The sequence below is a fragment of the Enterococcus sp. E4-150 genome, from assembly GCF_035726465.1.
In the GTDB taxonomy this organism is placed as follows: Bacteria; Bacillota; Bacilli; order Lactobacillales; family Enterococcaceae; genus Enterococcus_B; species Enterococcus_B faecium.
Genome location: NZ_JAPRGK010000001.1, coordinates 386,396 through 405,378, shown reverse-complemented (window position 1 = coordinate 405,378; position 18,983 = coordinate 386,396). Strand labels below are relative to the sequence as shown.

The following is an 18,983-nucleotide window of genomic DNA, read 5'->3' as shown; positions in this document are numbered from 1 at the left end:
AATTAACAATGAGAGGAAGAAACAAACATGAAAAAAGGAAAAGTAATCAATTCAGATATTTCACGAGTAATCGCACAAATGGGGCACTTTGATAAATTAAGTATCGGGGATGCAGGCATGCCTGTCCCCTTTGGTACTGAAAAAATAGATTTGGCTGTCTCAAACGGTCTTCCAAGCTTTTTATCTGTTTTAGAAAACGTTTTAGAAGAACTTGAGGTACAATCGATTGAATTGGCGGAAGAAATAAAGACAATGAACCCGGAAATATTGGAAAAAATCAAATTATTGTTACCAGATACACCGATTAGCTTTATCCCACATGAAGAAATGAAAAAAGAGTTGAATAACTGTCATGCATTTATTCGTACAGGCGAAATGACACCTTACGCCAATATTATATTAGTGAGTGGAGTGGTCTTCTAATGGAAACGACAATGAATCCTGAACAGATGGTACTGTCCGAGCAGATTCATATGCTGATTGAACAGTTGGGAGGAAAAGACAATATTGATTCTGTCCTTCCATGTGCGACTCGGCTTCGTATCAAATTGAAAAAACAGCCAGTAGCCAATGCAGAAAAATTAAAACAGCAAATCCCTTCCATTAAGTATTTCATTTTACTCGATAGATATGCAGAAATAATCATGGATCAGGGATTGGCTCCTGCTTACAAGGAATTGACGCGTCAAATCGATCATTCAGCTCCGAAAGAAAAGCTAAATCCGATCGAAAAACTATTTGGTTTGATATCGGAAATCTTTACGCCGATCATTCCGCTGTTTGCCGGTTCTGGTATATTAAAAGGTCTGGTTGTTTTAGCGACTACGATTGGCTGGCTTAGTGAAACAAGCGGAACTTATCACATTTTGTCTGCTGCGTCGAATGCCGTCTTTTATTTTCTGCCAATCTTTCTTGCTTTTTCTGCCGCCAAAACGTTTAAAGTGAATGGATATATTGCGGCTGTCATTGCTGCAGCACTGATTGAACCGAATCTGACCTCTTTACTTTCAGACAGTGGCAAAGCAGCTACTGATTTTCTGGGGATTCCTGTAGTACTGATGCAGTATACGTCTACTGTCATGCCGGCGATTTTAGGTATTTTCTTTTATTCTTTTGTTGAAAAATTCCTCAAAAAATATATTCGAGAAAATATGCAATTAGTATTTGTACCTTTACTTTCATTAGTTATCACGGTTCCTTTGACGTTAATGGTATTCGGGCCTGCGGGTGTTTACCTTGGCGAAGGTTTAGCTGCCGCAATTACTTGGATGATGGATATTAACGGACCGATCAGCGGCGCAATCATCGCTGGTGGTTGGAATATTTTGGTAATATTTGGTATCCAATGGGCTGTAAACCCTGTCATGATCAGTAATATCTCTGCTTATGGGTTCGACCGAATCGTTCCGTTGACAGGAGCAGCCAATTTTGGAATGGCTGGTGCAGCTTTAGGTGTTTTTCTACGAAGTAAACGTTCAAAAACTCGTTCGATCTCCGGTTCTGCTTTTGCTTCGATTTTACTTGCGGGAGTGACCGAACCAACTGTTTACGGAATTGCGATCCCATTGAAAAAACCATTTGTTGCTGCTTGCATTGGTGCAGCTGCTGGTGGAGCTGTAATGGGATTTGCCCAAGTGAAAGCGATCGCTTTTGTATTTGGTAGTCTGACCACATTGCCTGCATTCATTTCCGGTACTTTTTTCTGGTACTTAGCAGGACTGGCTGTTAGTCTAGTCGTAGCAATGATCACTACTCTCGTTAGCGGGTTTGATGAAGACCTAATGTCTTATGAATAGTTAATGAAAAAGACTGAAGTATGAGATGTTTATCACATATTTCAGTCTTTTTCTTTTTAGGATCATTATTTTTATAAATTTTTGTGATACTTTCCAAACTTTGGTATAATTTACATATGCATAACCATTTTTATCCCCACTTGTTTATCCCCAAACAAAGGTGGTCTATGCAGTAAAATGAACGTCAAAGAAAAACGAATGAATGCTCGTTGCTTATTTACAAATTGTTTTATTTAGAATACACAGACAGATTTATGAAAAGAAAAAGCTTTTCGACACGATTATCTGTTCCAAAAAATGTCTAATGAATGCTGAATAAGACAGAAAATCAATGAAAGGAAAAGGACTAGTTTATTATGAAAAATAAAAAAACGATACGTTTGCTAGCTGCTACTTGGCTGATTGCTCCGTCTGTTTTGTCGACCAATACCGTATTTGCCGTAGATAATCAAACAGCTGATCAAACAGTCACAACAGATACGACTACATCCAGCTCAGCTACTAGTGAAACAACGGATTCTTTTACAGAAGACCCAACTGGAACAACTAACTCAACAACAGGATCGACCGAGCCAACTGAAATTGATCCGGCTGATCCATCAGAAAATGAAAAGCCAGCCGAGACATATTCCCTTACAATTGCTCCTTCTTTGATTGGTAAGATCCAACTGACTGCTTCGACAGCGGATTCCCCTGAACAGCAACCTTTGGATATTACGGAAAGTGGAACGGTAGAAGGTTTATTAGCGGAAACGAAGGTAACTTACACTATTACGCCAGCTGAAGGTGAACAAATTGCTTCAGTCGCTGTTAATGGTGCCAAAGAAGTAAATTATGATGCAAAGACCTTCACAGTAGGTACGAACAATTTATCTATTACTGCAGAATTTGAACCTGTACCGGATACTTCAACAGAGAAACCAACTGATCCTAGTGAAGAAGTCCCTAGTACACCAGATCCGGAAACGCCAAACAAACCAGATGTGGGTAATAACAATAATAACAACAATAATAATGGTTCAAATAATTCAAACAATAATAACAATAATTCGAACAGCGGGAATTCTTCGAATCAAACAAACCCATCTGGATCGAATAACAATGGAAATACTCAGAGAGAACCAAACCATCCAAACAATGGTTCATCGAATGGCGGAACGAACAATGCTTCATCTCGTCCAAATACAGCAAATCAAAGCGGTATAGAGAATCCATCTTCTGCTTCTTCTGATTTTGTTGTAAAATCACCAATTGATGCTGTATTGCCTACAAATACAACGAATGTCCAACAAGCAATCGTTCGAGAAGCATTCAAGCATCTTGGAAAACCATATGTATGGGGAGCAAAAGGTCCAAATACTTTTGACTGTTCTGGTTTGACTTATTACGTATATATGAAAGCAACCGGTCATTATATCGGTGGCTGGACAGGCGAACAGCAATATGCAGGTACGCAGATTCCAGTAAGTCAGGCCCAACCTGGTGATCTCGTCTTCTGGGGACCTTCTTCCGGTGTTACTCACCATGTAGGTATCTATATTGGGAACGGACAATTTATCCATGCGCCCCAACCAGGAGATAAAGTTCGAGTAACTTCTATTTCAGATTTCACGCCTGATTTTGCTGTCCGAGTAAACTTAGCAGGTTTACCTGCTGCTTCAGGCTCGCTAACTGGTTCATCTATTTTAGATGGATTAGATGGCTCGTTCCATTTCAGTCAAAACCAAACAACTGATCAGTTCTTGAAAAAGATTGCAGATGATGCACAGGAAATCGGGCAAAAAGAAGGGATCTATGCGTCAGTTATGATGGCTCAAGCCATCCTTGAAAGTGGATCTGGAAACAGCTTATTATCAAGCGAACCAAATCATAACCTTTTTGGTATCAAAGGATCATATAATGGAAGCAGCGTGACCTTCAATACACTTGAACAAGATAGTTCCGGACAAAGCTACCAAATCCGCGCACAATTCCGTAAATATCCTTCTTACAAGGAAAGTTTGGAAGACTATGCCGACTTGATCAAAAATGGACTGACTGGCAATCCTGATTTCTACAAACCAACTTGGAAGTCGGAAACAAAAGACTACAAAGAAGCAACCAAATATTTGGAAGGACGTTATGCTACAGATCGCCAATATTCACAAAAATTGAACGCGATCATCGAAGCGTATGACCTGACAAAATATGATGAACCGAAAAAAGAAGCAGCAACAACTGAAGAAGCAAACGCTGAAATCCTCAATATGTCTAAGCGATTCGATGTGCCAATCAAATGGACAACAGATGGCGTGCCAATCACAGGATTAGAATTTTCAACGAAAAAACGCGTCAACAACGCTTCTTCCATCTTCCGTGTCGCTTCAATCTGGGATTTGTGGAACAATTTTACGGCAAGACAGATACCAGAAACAACTACTCGTACAGTTAAAGCTGCAACTGTTCCTGTACTAACCTTGTTAAGTTTAGACAAATCATTCTGGCTTGATCTGCCTTTAAAGAAATAGAATAAATTAAAAAGGGGATGTGACAGTGTCACACTCCCTTTTTAATTTATTCTATTTCTTTATATTTATTTTGTATTCCGTTACAAACTCGCGTACTTGGTTAGGTTCCAGAGTGACATCTCCAAAACTTTCAAGTCGCTCCGCTCCTGGCAGTTCTTGAGTCTCAAATGTGATACCGCCATGATTTACTAATTTATTCCCGCGCATTTCCGGTCCATCTTCTCCAAAATTTGCTGTAAAAATCACGATTCCTGAAGCATCTGTTTTTACTTGGATCGATACTTTTTCATCTGGGCTTGTCAATTCCGCAGCATTTAGTAAACCAGATTGTTTTTTCAACAAAAATGGATGATCGATGCCGCCCACTATCATTGATTGGCGAAAATCACTGGCAAAGACCTCACCTAATTTTTTAGGACGTTGGAAGTCAAATGCTGTGCCACTTACTGAAACTACTTCTCCTGTAGGCGTTGTATCTTTATTGAGCGTAGCAAATAATCGGCTATTCAACCAAAGTATATGTTCGTCGATTGACTGTGCTGGATCACCGGTTAAATTGAAATAGACATGATTTGTAGGATTGAATACTGTTTTGCGGTCACTGATCCCTTGGACCGTCACTCGCCATGTATCATCGTTCGTCAGCGTATACCGTACTTCTACATCTAAAGTTCCAGGAAATCCGTTTTCCATGTCTGGGCTAGTCTGATAGAAAATGACCGATGCTTCGTTTTCACCATTGATGACTGTATAATGCCACTGCTTGGCTTCAAAGCTAGGTGCACCACCATGTAAACAATGACCAGTGTCCGGGTCTGTTTTTACTTCGAACGTTTCATCATCTAATTTGAATGTGCCATTCGTGATCCGTCCAGCCATACGTCCGATTGAAGCACCGATATAAGGGTCTTTTTCTAGATATTCTTTTGCTTCATCAAAACCTAAGATCAACTCTCGTTTTTCATTATCGATTATTGTTTGAAAATGAACAACCCGTGCCCCAAGATCACTGACAGACAAAGATGTCCCATTTTGATTCGTGATCGTAATCAAGTGATAGTTTTCGCCAAAATTTTGTTCATTGATTTCCATGTTCCTTGCACCCTCTTTTCTTTCATTTGCACTGATTCCAGTATACACAGAAACCGTTTTCTTAACAGCTTATTCCGTGAGTAACGAGAAAAAATTTACTATATTCTAATAAAAGACCGTGAAAAAAAGGTTGTGACAAAAATATTGTCACAACCTCTTTTTCCGAACAAACGGTGTTCAAAAGCTTGCATCTGCGGTAATAAGCCCAACCAAACGAAAAATATGAGGAGCTATTTTTGCTTGGCTGTTCTTATTACTTGATGCAGGACAGCTTTTTCACAATCTCTTTTTCAATACGATTCCAGTATATAACCATGTCGTCAGTACATAGTAGATGAAATACAATACGAAGAAGATCGTAAATGGTATCCAAATGCCTTTGTATGGATTGTGCAAGAATAGACCAAACATTTGTAATCCGAATAAGACATGGACTACACCTAAGATTCCTGGTGCTAAGAATAACACGCCTACTTCTCTACGGATCGATTGTTTAAGCAATCCGCGTCGCGTTCCTATCTTTTCAAGCATTTCATAACGAGCGATGTCACTCTTGCTTCCTGACAAGATCTTGAACATCAAACAGCTAGCAAGCATGGTCAAGAAAGCTAAACCTAAGAAGAATCCCATGAATTCAAAACCAGAGAATACACTATTATATACTTCATACATTTCATACTTCTGGTTGCTGTACTCTACTTTTTGCAAAGATGGATTGTTTGTTTTATTTTGTGTAGCAAGTGCTTTGATTGGTTCCAAGTTTGCTTGGAAGTCTTTTACCTGAACTAGCTGTAAAGTAGATTGTGGCAAGTTCAGTTGATTAAATTCTGATTGACTGACTACTTTGATTTCTTTTTCTTGCTGTTCCGGCAATTCATAGCCACGAAGCTCGTCTTGTACAGTCAGTTCATTCATTTTTTCAGTAGGAACTTTTTCTTTCGTGATCTTCGGCGGTGTTCCATCTTCATGTTTTATCATGATCAATGGTTGAGCCGCAAATTCACTTGCATTATAGTAAATCGTTCCCGCATCTTCTTTTTGAGTATAAGAAGCAGAAAGTGTTGGTGAAAGTTCTTTGATTTTTTGCTGATCTTCTGCCCGAGGATTATTCATCACTAGATCATATCCAGAATTGTTTTCTGTCAAGTCTGTAATTTCATTTTTAAAACCTAATCCTACCGTCAAAGCGCCAAGGGCCAAGGCAAACAGCATAGCGACCATTGAAAGCATTTGTGTATATTCACGAATACGAAAACTTAACTGTGACAATGTGAAATTGTTCAATTTCTTCAATGAAATCTGTTCTGATTTCTTTAGTAATGATAAAAAGAAAATGATCACAGAGTGGAAAATGAAATAAGTTCCTAATACGATCGTGACTAGAGCTACTCCCATACCAAAAACTTGATAGGTCCCCACGTGCTTCATCATATAATAACCGCAGCCTAGAAAAGCAATCCCCAGTACTACTTCAAGGAAAAACAAGAATTTATGCTGCTTGATTCTTGTTGGTGTCTGATCCGCACGAATCAATGCTAAAATCGGTTTTTTGACAATCGAAAAAGCATTGACAACAGCTGCTAATAAAAACAAAACAGCAAAAAACAAAACAGTGATCAACAACCCATGAATGCTAAAAGATGTAAAATGCGAAATATTGATATCTAACTGATCCACTAATAATCGGTGGACGATACTTGTCAAACCTACACCGACAGCTGAACCTACTAAAGTAGCCACGATCCCTACTACGAATGTTTCAGAAAAAATCATCTGTGCGATTTTTCTGCCTTTTGCTCCTAGCATCATAAACATTGCATAGTCTTTTTGCCGCATCGTCATCAAAAAGGAATTCGCATATAAAATATAAACGAAGGTAATGATCCCTAGTAAAACAGAACCTAATCGGAAAATGATAACTGTAGAAGCAACGACCGTATTACTTTTCAAAAAAGCTTCGTTGCTTGCCATTGATTCAAACATGTAAAAAATAGCAGATGCCATAACTAATCCTGAGAATAACACCAAGTAGTCTCTTAAACGGCTCTTGATCCCAGTAAGTGATAATTTCCAAAGCATAGTCAATCTCCCCCTACTGTTCCAAGTTTCCAAGAATAGATAGTATTTCTCGATAGAAGGAATCACGGCTTTGATCTCCACGTTTCACTTCTTGATGGATACCGCCATCCTTGATGAATAAAATACGTTGGCAATAACTTGCAGAAAACGGATCATGCGTCACAAGAAGAATCGATACATGATCTTTTGTATTCAATTCGTCCATCGTATCTAAAAGATCCCGGGCACTTTTGGAATCCAACGCACCTGTAGGCTCATCCCCTAATAGAATCGTTGGTTGTGTGATCAATGCACGTGCGGCGGCGACCCGTTGTTTTTGTCCACCGGAAATCTCAGAAGGATAGCTTTCCAAAATATGAGAGATGGATAAACGTTCTGCAATTTTTTGGACACGTTGCTTGATTTCTTTTGGTCTGACGCCTTGTAAAGAAAGAGGAACAGCGATATTTTCTTGTGCTGTCAAGCTTTCTAATAAATTGAAATCTTGGAAAATAAAGCCAATCTCATTCGCACGAAAATCTGCTAGTTGATTTCCTTTTAATGTGGTCACATCTTTTTGATTGATTCGGATATGCCCATCTGTTGGTTTATCTAATGTGGATAAAATATTCAAAAGTGTCGATTTACCAGAACCAGAAGCGCCCATGATCCCAATAAATTCGCCTTTTTCTACATCGAAGCTGATGCCGCTTAATGCTTGCGTCTTTTTCTCATTGTTTTTTCCGTATACTTTTGTTACATTCTGTACTTCGACTATTTTGTTCATTTCTTTCCCTACCCTTTAATTAGTTTTTCCAGTGCTGTTTTCGGCACGTCTTTTTTTTCGACTTCTTCATACGAAGTGACACCTTTATTTTTGTTCCAGGTGATTTTTAAATATGCTCCTTTACGAAGCGGTCGAGTCAATTGTCCCTTGAAGTCCAGTTCTTTTTCCTTACCCTCTTTCGTATAGCCAGGCAGGATATATCTATAGTTGACTGTTTCTTGTCCAGAGTCTGACTTTGAAACTGTTTTTGTACCATCTGTCGTAATTTGTACATAGTATTCTTCTCCACCCATAACTACGTAATCTGCGATTTTCACCCCTGCAAGTACCACAACGATGAAAACAAGTAGACCGATCAGAAGTTTTTTCACTTTTTCCCCTTCTCTCTTACTTTATATACTGATTATAGAAAAAAGCGAACAATTCTGCCTTCGAATCAACTATCATTCTTCTTTCAATTTTGTCATTTTCTTTAAAACAACTAAAAAAGAGTTCAAGACAATAATCCGTCCTAAACTCCTTCTTCCTATCTTACAAAAAGTATGTCACTTACGGTCTTTCATGTCGCCTGTATTGATAACAGGTTGCGTTCCTTTGTCTGTAATGATTGAGACAAGTAAATTATTGATCAATTGGACTTTCCGATCATCGGTGAAATTGATTTCTTGTCCATCTTCGATTTGCTCTAAGGCCATTTGAGTGATTGTGACAGCTCCTTCAACAATGGTTTGTCGAGCAGACAAAATGGCTTTTGCTTGTTGACGTTGGAGCATGGCACTAGCGATTTCTGTTGCATAGGCTAAATGGTTCAAGCGTGTTTCGATTACTTCGACACCTGCTACTGCTAAACGCTCTTGCAGCTCTTTTTGCAACTCGTCAGACACTGCCGTCGTGTTTCCTCGAAGCGTCAAATCATTCTCATTGAATGTATCATACGGGTATTGGCTAGCGATATGCCGAATGGCTGTCTCACTTTGGATTTCTACAAAATCTTGATAATACGCTACATCGAATAATGCCTTTGCTGTATCAACGACTTTAAAGACTACTACTGCTGAGATTTCGATGGGGTTTCCATCCAAATCATTGACTTTTAAAACAGAACTATTGAAATTCCGAACTTTCAACGAAACAGTCATTTTTTGTGCCAAAGGTATCGTAAGGAAAAAGCCATTTTCTCGAATCGTACCTAAATATTGTCCAAAAAACAAAATTACTTTTGCTTGATTAGGACTGACTACAGTTGCCGAACTTAACAACAATAACGTGATCAACCAAAGAAAAATACTTAAAAAAAGTGCCCAAACTTTCGCTTGCCACATGCCTAAATAGAAGAAAAACAATCCAACTAAAGCTAATACGACCAATCCGACAATCCCTGCATAGCCATTGATATAAAATGCTCTTTTTTCTCTCATGCTACTTCCTGCGCTCCTTTATCCTTCAATAAATATCTAATGTTACTTTTTTAATTTTTTTTTCGAATACGCGCCATTACACCTTCTAGTTCTAACTCTTTGTCTTCAGTGATGTACCAACCGCTTGCCTGTGTCCCTCCGGCTGCCTGCGGTAAATAATCCAATTTTGTTCGAACCCAGTGCTTTTCTTCTGTAAAATAGTCTTCTACCAAGATCTCTAGATCCATCCCTGCTGAAAGAGGCAAATCTTCCCGAACAGATTTAAAGATAAATCGTTCCTTCTTCCCATCATACTTCAATATTCCTGTATCGATAATCGGTAAAGAATAATAATCCAGCTCTTTCTTCACCGTCAATAAATGTTTGAAAACTTCATGGTACACTTGCTCTAATTGGCGACCTTCTGAATTGTTCGGGTAATTAACCATCACTTTTTCTTTGTCTGGATCATAGAAGGTTTGGCTTAGTTGAGTGATATAAGTATGTAATCTTTCCATTTCTGTCTTTAACTTTTCTCTTTGACCTTCTTCTACCTTCATATACTCTTTCACCCTGTTTTCTTTTTAGATATTTTCTTTCTTATTTTACTATAGTTATGTGCGTTAAGCGATGAAAAACAGCAAAGATTGGAAGGATCTTTGCTGTTTTTTCTTAAAATATCCAGTTGAGTACAGGATCAATCTGTTTCATTGTCCTCTTGATCCGTCGTAATATTGATCGATGTGTCTTTAGCAGTGATCTTTAGCTTTTTCTGTCCTTGTTCTAACAAAGTATTTGTTATTGGCTGGTAGTCTTTTTCAATATAAGATTCACCAGACGTTTGGATAGTATAGCCACTGTTTTCCATCTCATGCAAAGATAAATTACCACCGTTTAGGATGACTTTTCCTTCTTTGCTGATCAAACTGTCTTCTAGATGGAAGTTGCTGTTTTCACCTGTGACGATCAAGTTATCCACATTGGCCTCATCTAGTCGAAGTGAGCCTAATTCATCTTTCGCAGTTATTGTTCCTCCTGTAAATTCATTGAACGATACCCAGCCATCATGTGTCTTAGTATTCACTTTTTTGATTGATACTTCGTTGATATCAACTGCACTATTATTCCCTTCGATTGTCAATTCAGATAATTCATGATCTGCAGGGACAACAATTGTGATTTGTGCACTTGTGTCTTCTAAACTAATGATTGCACCTGTTGATTTTTTGACTGCATTCACAGTCAACACGCCATTTGTCTCCTTTATTTCTGGCTTTTCTGTCTTATCATAAGTCGTTTTTATCTCAAAATCCAATCCGCGTATGACCGAAACTGTTTGATTTTCTGCATGGATGACGATTTTGTTTGCATCCTTGATTTTTTTTGTCTCAGTAACCATATCGATCAACCGAGGACCATTATCCCAAGTCAGACTCTTTTGAGCGCCTAATGTATAAGTTGCACCTGCTAGGAAGCCACCAGTAAGCATCAGACCAATACCGGTAATCAAAAAATGTTTCAATCTCAATTTATGTGTCCTCCTTCAAACGCCCGCTGAATGCAGATCTCTTTTTGTAATAAAACGTCGTCCCATCCATTTAACAAAGTTCATCATGACATAAAAAAGCCCTTTTGTTCCTTTCAGCAACAGTGGCGAAATAAATACTGCGCTTCCTGTGGCGAACAGACCGACACCGATAAAGAATAATCCACTCAGAATCGATTGTCCAAACACACTTATTCCTGATATGATCATGAATAGGCCAACACCTAAGATACTGATACATAAAACATAGATACTAAAAATGAGCGCTAGTAAAGCAACCAATAGTCCCCCAATAACCAATATAAAGCCCAGTGCTAGTGGAATGAGGACAGGAGAAGCAAATAAACCGATAATGATTAACCAAATCAGGCGAATTTGTCTTTTTGGATTTTTCACTAACTCGTTTTCTGCTTGTTCTTCTTCTGAAAAGTAACTGATTTTTAATTTTAAGGCAAACTGCTTTGGTGTACCATATTCATCAATGATCTGATCTAATGTTTTTCCAGAATCTAAAAAATATTCCTCATAATACTGGATCAAATCAAAACGATCGTCTTCAGGAATTTCTTGAAGATGATCCACAACTTCATTCAAATATTCATTCATTTGTGCTCTCCTCCAATAACCGGTCTAAAGAATCTCGAAAAACAATCCATTCATCAATAATTTCTTCTAAATGACGACTTCCCATTGGTGTCAACGAGTAATATCGACGGTTTCTGCCTTCAAAAGGTTCATCATAGGTCTCAAGATATCCTTCTTTTTTCAATCTTCTCAAAACCGGATATAGTGTAGATTCACTGACAGAGAGACTTTCTTGTACGATTTTTGTTAAGGCATACCCATACATATCTTCCTTGCTTAATGCTGCTAGCACAGTACCATCAAGAAGAACAGTTGGAATCTGGATGTGCATTACGTCACCTTCTATTCTCAAGTGTAATATTTTATTTCAATCTATATTATACAACATATAATATAGTTTCAAAATCAGTTTGTCAAATACAAAAAAACTGACTAAAAGATTTGATCCTTTTTAGTCAGCAAAAAATGGCTTCTCTTTGATTTTTATTATAACAGTGGCATAATCCAATTTGTCCACATCCAGCTCAGTGGCATGATAACGATCATTGCAGGTATCATGTCAGCTACTGGGAACATTTTCACGTTGATCATTCTAAAACCGGTAGCGACCATCAAGAATCCGCCGCAAGCTTTAAAATCTAAGATCATGTCTGGTGTAGTCAATGGATAAATAAATTTTGCCAATAAGAACAAAATATAAAAAATAATGAATTGGGGAATTGCTATCACAGAAACGACATATCCTAAATTACATGCAAAAATTGCTGCTGTGAAAAAATCAAGGACAGATTTAGAAATCAAAATCGTACTGTCTCCTGTCATCCCAGAATCTAAACTTCCATAGATCCCCGTACCACTTGCACAAAATAGAACAATGACCGTCACTAATGTGCTGATAAATTCATCGTGGGTCATACCAAGCTTTTCGCTAGGGAAGATTTTAGAAATAGGTACTTGCATCAGCGCAGCCCCCTTATTTATCCCATTACCTAAATGAACAATCAGACCAATCGCTGTTCCTATCACTAAAGCAAAAATAACAGCCGGCATATTTTTCATCGGCGCAATGGAATAGATTCCCATCCCCATCGAACACACACCAAAAACCATCGTCAGCTGTGCTTTAAAATGTTCACTTAATTTATTTCCTACTAATCCGCCAATTAGTCCGCCAAGCAAAACGGAACCTACATTGATCAAAACTCCAGTTGGCATCAAAAAACTCCTCTCTTTTTCTACGAAGCGAAAAAAATCAGAAAAATTTCTGTAATTATTGCTTTCGCTGCAAGAAAGATTGTAACAGACAGAGAAGATTACACCAATTCATTTTTTGTGTTAAAGTATTCTTTATTGGAATAAGTAGGAGGAATATGATGGATATCCATAAATTCGAAGTTTTTCTTGATTTAGCCGAAACAATGAATTTCACCAAAACTGCTGATCGACAATTCACCACCCAAGGAAATATTTCTAAACAGATTCTTTCGTTAGAAACAGAATTAGACGTCAAATTATTCGAACGCGCCCATAGAAAAATCGAATTGACCGAAGCTGGAAGCTTATTGCTCCCATATGTAAAAAATGTCGTAGAACAATACCATGCTATGCAAGAAGTGCTTGAAACCTATACGAAAGACAACAATCTTTCATTAAATATCTTAACGATACCGACAATGATCAATTACCAAGGCTTTTCCAAAATTACCGAATTTTTGAAACGCCATCCTGAATTTACGGTCCAGTTGAAAGAAGTGGAAAGTATCGAACTGACTTATTACGATACAAATGAACATAGTGATACGATCCACTTTGCCAGAAGCTTTCAGGCCCCACCAAGTTCGATTGAGTGGTTGCCTACTGAAACAGACGATTTTGTAGCAGTTCTACCTAAAAATCATCCTTTAGCTAGTAAAAAGAAATTGGATCTAAGCGAACTGAAAAAGGAGAATTTTTTGGTTCTTGGCCCTACTACGAACTTGTATCAACCTGTGCTGGACTTGTGTCGCGAAGCTGGATTTGAACCGAGAATCTCTTATAAAGGATCAAGGATCGACTTGATTATCAATATGATTGCAAATGACATGGGGATTGCTATTGTTATGGAAAAAACAGTCAAAAATCTGTTAAAAGAAAATACTGTGATCCTCCCCATCTCTCCAACAAAAGAAAGTTATCTCGCATTTACGCGTAAAATCGGTGAACATTCTTTGGCTTCAGACACATTTTGGGAGTATTTGAGACAAGAAGAGAACTAAGCCCTTCATTTTCTATCTATCCATCAAAAAAGAGAGCGACTCATGACTTTCGCTCTCTTTCTTGCATCATGTCCTTGTTTCAATGACACCTCTAACATTTCTCGTAGTTCAATAAGAAAGCAGCGATTTTTATGCCAAAAGAACCGTAAGAACATTTCCCTAATCACAAAAAAACGACTAAAAACCCCTAAAAACCTTCAATAGAATTTTTAGGGGTTTTATTCTTTTTCCTATTGTTTACTTAACCGTATCATTGCTGTCGTTCCTACTCCTTCGATGCTGCTATAATCAATACGTCCATCATGCAGTTCTAGAATTTTTTTAACCAGTGAAAGTCCTAGCCCATTCCCAGAAATTTGACGACTTGTATCTCCTTGATAAAATTTTTCAAACATTCGATCTCTGGTCTCTTCATTCATTCCTACACCTGAATCGGTCACTTCCAGTACAATCTCTGTGGCTGTCTCAAATAGTTTTATATGAATCTGTCCATTGATTTGATTGTACTTTATGGCGTTATCCATGATATTCAACCACACTTGGTACAAAAACTCTTCATTGCCTGTGTAATTTACTGCAGCAAGTTCGATATCCAATTCTAGCTGTTCTTTTTCCCATTTAGGCTGCAAAAAAACGATTACTTCTCTGATTTGTTCATCTAATCGATACTCTTTCTTTTCCAGTTGGATACGCTGGTTTTCCAGTTTGTTCAATTTTAAGATGTTCTCTGTTAATTGTGAAAGCTGCGTGATACTTTCGATAATCCGATATAAAAATATTTGGCGTTCTTCGTCAGAGAGATTTGGGGCTTGTAACAATTGTACATATCCTTGGATCGTTGCTAATGGTGTTTTGAATTCATGGGATACACTGGACACAAAATCATTCCTCAATGTTTCGATACTATTGAGTTCTTGGACCATAACATTGAAATCCTTATACAGTTGCTGTACTTCTGCTACTTTCTGCTGTTCATCCATTCGAATCGAAAAATCTCCCGTTGCTACCAGACTCATATTTGTCCCTAGCGCACTGATTGGATGCAGGATACGCCGCCCAACAAAAATCGATATTCCTGTACCCACGACCATACTGAACCCCGCAAAGACGAATAACGGGTATAACGTTGGTTTTCCAGCCGATTCAGCAGGCGAGATAGAATGTCGAGACAATAAGAAAATAAAACCAAGAAAACACAGCAGTGTTACTAAGATCGAAATAAATACGATACTAGCAAAATAGATCCATAATTGTGAAAATAGCTTCTTTTTCATCTTTAAATAACCGCCTTATAGCCTAGTCCCCGTACTGTGATGATTTGAAAATCTTCTGTCTTTTCAAAACGGGTCCTTAAACGTTTGATATGTACATCGATCGTTCGTTCTTCTGTATTCGTGTCTAATCCCCAAATATCGTCCATCAACTGCTGGCGAGTGAAAATCTTGTTTGGATAAGACAGTAATTTATACAGAAGCAGAAATTCTTTTTGAGGCAGAATAAAAGAATGCTGATTTTGTACCACAGTATAAGTATCCAGCTCTAATTTTGTTTGCCCAATCGTCAAGATACTGCTGTAATTGATTTTTGAACGTCGAAGCAATGCTTCCACACGCAGGATCATTTCATTGACATCGATGGGTTTTGTCATATAATCATCTGCACCTAATTTGAACCCACGTTTCTTGTCCTCGAAATCAGCCTTTGCTGTAATCATCAGAACTGGCATGTCGAATCTGGCGTTACGTAATGATCCTACCAAGTCATAGCCATCCATTTCAGGCATCATGACATCTGTAATGATCAATTCTATATGTGTCGCTTCTAGTTTTTTCAGCGCATCCTCTCCATTCAGTGCGGTGATGACTGAAAAGCCCGCTCGTTCCAACACAGAACGGTAAAGCAACTGTAATTGCGGATCATCTTCTACTACTAAAATACGATTCATTGATCTCCCTCTGTTTTTTGAAAAATTTCTAGATTTTTTCTTGTAGTTCATCTTCAGTTAACATTTATTTCGTATACTACGATCATTGTTCTGATATACTTATTAGTATACCGAATATTTCAATACGGGAGAAGGGTGATTATGCTTCAATTAAAAGATATAAAAAAATATTATAAAGTCGGCGAAACCACCACCAAAGCATTGGATGGTGTGTCTGTCGCTTTCAGACAAAAAGAATTCGTAGCGATTTTAGGTCCTAGTGGTTCTGGTAAAACGACTATGCTGAATGTGATTGGTGGACTAGATAATTATGATTCCGGTGATATGGTAATCAACGGAAAGTCTACTAAAGACTTTAAGGACAGTGACTGGGATGCCTACCGAAACAACTCTATCGGTTTCATTTTTCAAAGTTACAACTTGATTGGTCATCTAGGCATTATTGAAAACGTTGAACTTGGGATGACATTAAGTGGTGTTTCTAAAGACGAAAAACGAAAACGGGCAGAAGATGCATTGCACCGGGTCGGCTTGACAGATCATATGCATAAAAAGCCAAATCAGTTATCTGGTGGACAAATGCAGCGAGTGGCCATCGCTCGAGCACTAGCCAATGACCCAGATATCCTTTTGTGCGATGAACCAACCGGAGCGTTAGATACAGAAACAAGTATCCAGATCATGGAATTGATCCAAGAGTTATCGAAAGAAAAATTAGTGATCATGGTCACACATAATCCTGAACTGGCCCATCAATACGCAGATCGGATCATTGAATTTTCTGATGGTAAGATCTTAACAGATTCCCATCCTCACATCGAACGACCAAAAGATGATCAATTTAACTTACGTAGAACAAAGATGAGTTTTTGGACAGCGTTAAAGCTTTCCTTCAACAATATCCGAACAAAAAAAGGACGTACTTTCTTGACCTCCTTTGCTTCCAGTATTGGGATCATCGGAATCGCGATCGTTCTGTCCCTTTCTTCTGGATTCCAAAAACAAATCGATAACACGCAAGCTGAAACGATGGCGAAATTTCCGATTACTATTTCTAAGGTAACGACTAACCAGACTCGTGACGATGCCGGATTGGGTGCAAGCAAAGCGGATTATCCAGACAGCAAAACGATTACTGCAAAAGTCAGCGAAGAAGATAAAGCACAGCACACGAATAAGATTGATCAAACATACGTCGATTACGTAACAGACATCGATCCTAACTTAAGTAATAATATCGGATTTACCCGTACTACAGGAATCAATCTTTTACGTGATGTAAATGGCAAAGTACAGCCTGTCAGCTTCTCGAATCAAAATCCTGATACGGAATCTCTTTCTTTATCTAGTACGATGTCAGCAATGACAGGTGTGGGAGTGTCAAGTTTCCCTACACAGCTTGACACTAGCAAAGAAAACTTTTTAAAAGACAATTATTCTTTACTTGCCGGAAGTTATCCAGCCTCAGCAACAGATGTCGTGCTGATCGTAGACGGCAATAATAATACTAATATCAACGCATTGAAGAATCTTGGATTTGATGTGAAAGAAGACGAAAAACTTGATTTTGATGATATCGTTGGTACAACATTCAAATTAGTAAACAACAATACTTACTATACAAAACTTCCAACTGGGAATTTTATCCCTAATACAGATTATGATGCGATGTATCAGAATGCTTCTGATGAATTGAAGATCTCGGGGATCCTACGCGTGAAATCTTCTTCTACAATGAATCTCTTATCTCCAGGAATCGCTTATAGCGATCAATTAACGACTCAAATCGTCAACGAAAACAAAGAATCAGAAATCGTCAAAGCTCAAAGAGACAGTGATGTAAATGTCTTAACTACTGAAAAAGTTGACGAAAATGCCAAACAAACATTGCTTAGTTATTTAGGTGGAGACAGCTTGCCTTCAAGTATCATGATTTATCCGAACAATTTTGAAGACAAAGAAAAGATCTTGGATTATCTAGATGATTACAATAAAGGCAAATCAGATGAAGATAAAATCATTTATACTGATTTAGCTGGAACGATGACTGAACTGACTGGCGGATTGATGGATGCTATCACTTATGTCCTTATTGCTTTTGCAGGGATCTCTTTAGTAACAAGTATGATCATGATCAGTATCATTACTTATACATCTGTGATTGAACGGACAAAAGAAATCGGTGTACTAAAAGCTTTAGGTGCACGTAAAAAAGACATCACTCGCGTATTTGACGCAGAAACGTGTATTTTAGGTATTTCTTCTGGGATATTAGGTGTGTTTATTGCATGGCTAGCTACGTTCCCTATCAATAGCATCTTATACAACATGACGGATCTAAAAAATGTTGCTCAACTAAATCCTGTCCATGCGATTATTCTAGTGATCGTCTCTACTATATTGACGATGCTTGGCGGTCATCTTCCTGCACGAATGGCAGCGAAAAAAGACGCCGCTATCGCTTTGCGTGCAGAATAAGGTTGTGACAACCACATTTAGATTTGAGTCATAAGAGCGCTGAAATAGTAGAAAACAGCAAGAAACGAGGAAGTAATATGTTCCTTGTTTCGCGCTGTTTTTTTTAATTATTTTTTATAATTCTGGTATACTTTTCTTTCCTTTGTACCACAACTCTTCTGGCGTATACCTGTCTTTTCCATTTATGAATACTGTTCCATCTGCTTCAATCGTTACTTCAGTCCCAATCCACATATTACGAGAAAGTGCGAGAAGATTTTTTCTTTTTCCTCTTCCTTTTTTTCCAAATTGCAAGGCATCGGTTATCTCTTCTGTCCAATGAGATTTCACGTATTTTACTTCTCCGTTTTCAAATGTAACTTTCAAAATATTCGCTATATTTTCCACTTTTACTGCTTTAGGAAATGACTCCTCCATTTTTTCACTTTCCTTCCTCCAACACTAAGTATGCGCTTTCTTTTAGTGATAAGTATATCATAGTTTATTCTATTATCAAAAAAACGCATCCATTCCATTGTAGAATACTTTACCGAACAA

Annotated in this window: 18 protein-coding genes; 5 read left to right on the top strand and 13 right to left on the bottom strand. The window is 38.0% G+C overall.

Going from position 1 to position 18,983, the window contains the following annotated elements; all coding sequences use genetic code 11:
- Positions 1-27: 27 nt before the first annotated feature.
- From rbsD to OZ002_RS01885, 3 genes are all read left to right on the top strand, one after another.
- The gene (gene rbsD, locus OZ002_RS01895) at positions 28-423 is read left to right on the top strand and encodes a D-ribose pyranase (protein ID WP_002286295.1); all 396 of its coding nucleotides are present in this window, start codon (positions 28-30) and stop codon (positions 421-423) included.
- A complete protein-coding gene (locus OZ002_RS01890; protein WP_002286296.1) occupies positions 423-1,796 on the top strand; it encodes a PTS transporter subunit EIIC in 1,374 nt (457 codons plus the stop codon). The genes rbsD and OZ002_RS01890 overlap by 1 nt, the downstream gene beginning before the upstream one ends.
- 356 nt (positions 1,797-2,152) lie before the next feature.
- On the top strand, positions 2,153-4,303 hold the full coding sequence (locus tag OZ002_RS01885; protein ID WP_123840126.1) for a glucosaminidase domain-containing protein: 2,151 nt from the start codon (positions 2,153-2,155) through the stop codon (positions 4,301-4,303).
- A 51-nt stretch (positions 4,304-4,354) separates the two neighbouring features.
- Here OZ002_RS01885 and OZ002_RS01880 read toward each other — a convergent pair whose 3' ends face one another.
- The 10 genes from OZ002_RS01880 to OZ002_RS01835 form a co-directional block, all read right to left on the bottom strand.
- Positions 4,355-5,395 carry an aldose epimerase family protein gene (locus OZ002_RS01880; protein WP_002286298.1) on the bottom strand — a complete coding sequence of 347 codons (1,041 nt, stop codon included), beginning with the start codon at positions 5,393-5,395 and terminating at the stop codon, positions 4,355-4,357.
- Between the two features lie 276 nt (positions 5,396-5,671).
- The gene (locus tag OZ002_RS01875; protein WP_123840125.1) at positions 5,672-7,474 is read right to left on the bottom strand and encodes an FtsX-like permease family protein; all 1,803 of its coding nucleotides are present in this window, start codon (positions 7,472-7,474) and stop codon (positions 5,672-5,674) included.
- Between the two features lie 13 nt (positions 7,475-7,487).
- Complete coding sequence (locus tag OZ002_RS01870; protein ID WP_002286304.1) at positions 7,488-8,240, bottom strand: ABC transporter ATP-binding protein; 753 nt, start codon at positions 8,238-8,240, stop codon at positions 7,488-7,490.
- Between the two features lie 8 nt (positions 8,241-8,248).
- On the bottom strand, positions 8,249-8,611 hold the full coding sequence (locus OZ002_RS01865; protein ID WP_002286306.1) for a YxeA family protein: 363 nt from the start codon (positions 8,609-8,611) through the stop codon (positions 8,249-8,251).
- A gap of 174 nt (positions 8,612-8,785) precedes the next feature.
- Positions 8,786-9,658, bottom strand: a complete 873-nt coding sequence (locus OZ002_RS01860; RefSeq protein ID WP_002286307.1) for an SPFH domain-containing protein — start codon at positions 9,656-9,658, stop codon at positions 8,786-8,788.
- 50 nt (positions 9,659-9,708) lie between these two features.
- Positions 9,709-10,197 (bottom strand): DUF5348 domain-containing protein, encoded by a 489-nt coding sequence (locus OZ002_RS01855; protein ID WP_002297406.1) that lies wholly within the window; start codon positions 10,195-10,197, stop codon positions 9,709-9,711.
- A 137-nt stretch (positions 10,198-10,334) separates the two neighbouring features.
- Positions 10,335-11,126: a DUF4097 family beta strand repeat-containing protein gene (locus OZ002_RS01850; protein WP_123840135.1), complete on the bottom strand. Its 792-nt coding sequence runs from the start codon at positions 11,124-11,126 to the stop codon at positions 10,335-10,337.
- A 54-nt stretch (positions 11,127-11,180) separates the two neighbouring features.
- Positions 11,181-11,789: a DUF1700 domain-containing protein gene (locus OZ002_RS01845; RefSeq protein ID WP_002286313.1), complete on the bottom strand. Its 609-nt coding sequence runs from the start codon at positions 11,787-11,789 to the stop codon at positions 11,181-11,183.
- Positions 11,782-12,099, bottom strand: a complete 318-nt coding sequence (locus tag OZ002_RS01840) for a PadR family transcriptional regulator (RefSeq protein WP_002286315.1) — start codon at positions 12,097-12,099, stop codon at positions 11,782-11,784. Before OZ002_RS01840 ends, OZ002_RS01845 begins: the two co-directional genes overlap by 8 nt.
- Positions 12,100-12,254: 155 nt before the next feature.
- Complete coding sequence (locus tag OZ002_RS01835; RefSeq protein ID WP_002294613.1) at positions 12,255-12,983, bottom strand: DUF554 domain-containing protein; 729 nt, start codon at positions 12,981-12,983, stop codon at positions 12,255-12,257.
- Between the two features lie 158 nt (positions 12,984-13,141).
- On the opposite strand from OZ002_RS01835, the gene OZ002_RS01830 reads away from it, so the two are divergent.
- The gene (locus tag OZ002_RS01830) at positions 13,142-14,023 is read left to right on the top strand and encodes a LysR family transcriptional regulator (protein WP_002331923.1); all 882 of its coding nucleotides are present in this window, start codon (positions 13,142-13,144) and stop codon (positions 14,021-14,023) included.
- Between the two features lie 230 nt (positions 14,024-14,253).
- Here OZ002_RS01830 and OZ002_RS01825 read toward each other — a convergent pair whose 3' ends face one another.
- Together OZ002_RS01825 and OZ002_RS01820 are read right to left on the bottom strand one after the other, a co-directional pair.
- A complete protein-coding gene (locus OZ002_RS01825) occupies positions 14,254-15,297 on the bottom strand; it encodes a HAMP domain-containing sensor histidine kinase (protein WP_002294614.1) in 1,044 nt (347 codons plus the stop codon).
- 2 nt (positions 15,298-15,299) lie between these two features.
- Positions 15,300-15,968, bottom strand: a complete 669-nt coding sequence (locus tag OZ002_RS01820) for a response regulator transcription factor (protein WP_002297412.1) — start codon at positions 15,966-15,968, stop codon at positions 15,300-15,302.
- Positions 15,969-16,109: 141 nt separating this feature from the next.
- Between OZ002_RS01820 and OZ002_RS01815 the strand changes: the two genes are divergently transcribed.
- Positions 16,110-18,446: an ABC transporter ATP-binding protein/permease gene (locus OZ002_RS01815; RefSeq protein WP_002297413.1), complete on the top strand. Its 2,337-nt coding sequence runs from the start codon at positions 16,110-16,112 to the stop codon at positions 18,444-18,446.
- Between the two features lie 114 nt (positions 18,447-18,560).
- On the opposite strand, the gene OZ002_RS01810 is transcribed toward OZ002_RS01815, so the two are convergent.
- Positions 18,561-18,863, bottom strand: coding sequence for a hypothetical protein (locus OZ002_RS01810; RefSeq protein WP_002286327.1), 303 nt, complete (start codon positions 18,861-18,863; stop codon positions 18,561-18,563).
- Positions 18,864-18,983 lie beyond the last annotated feature (120 nt).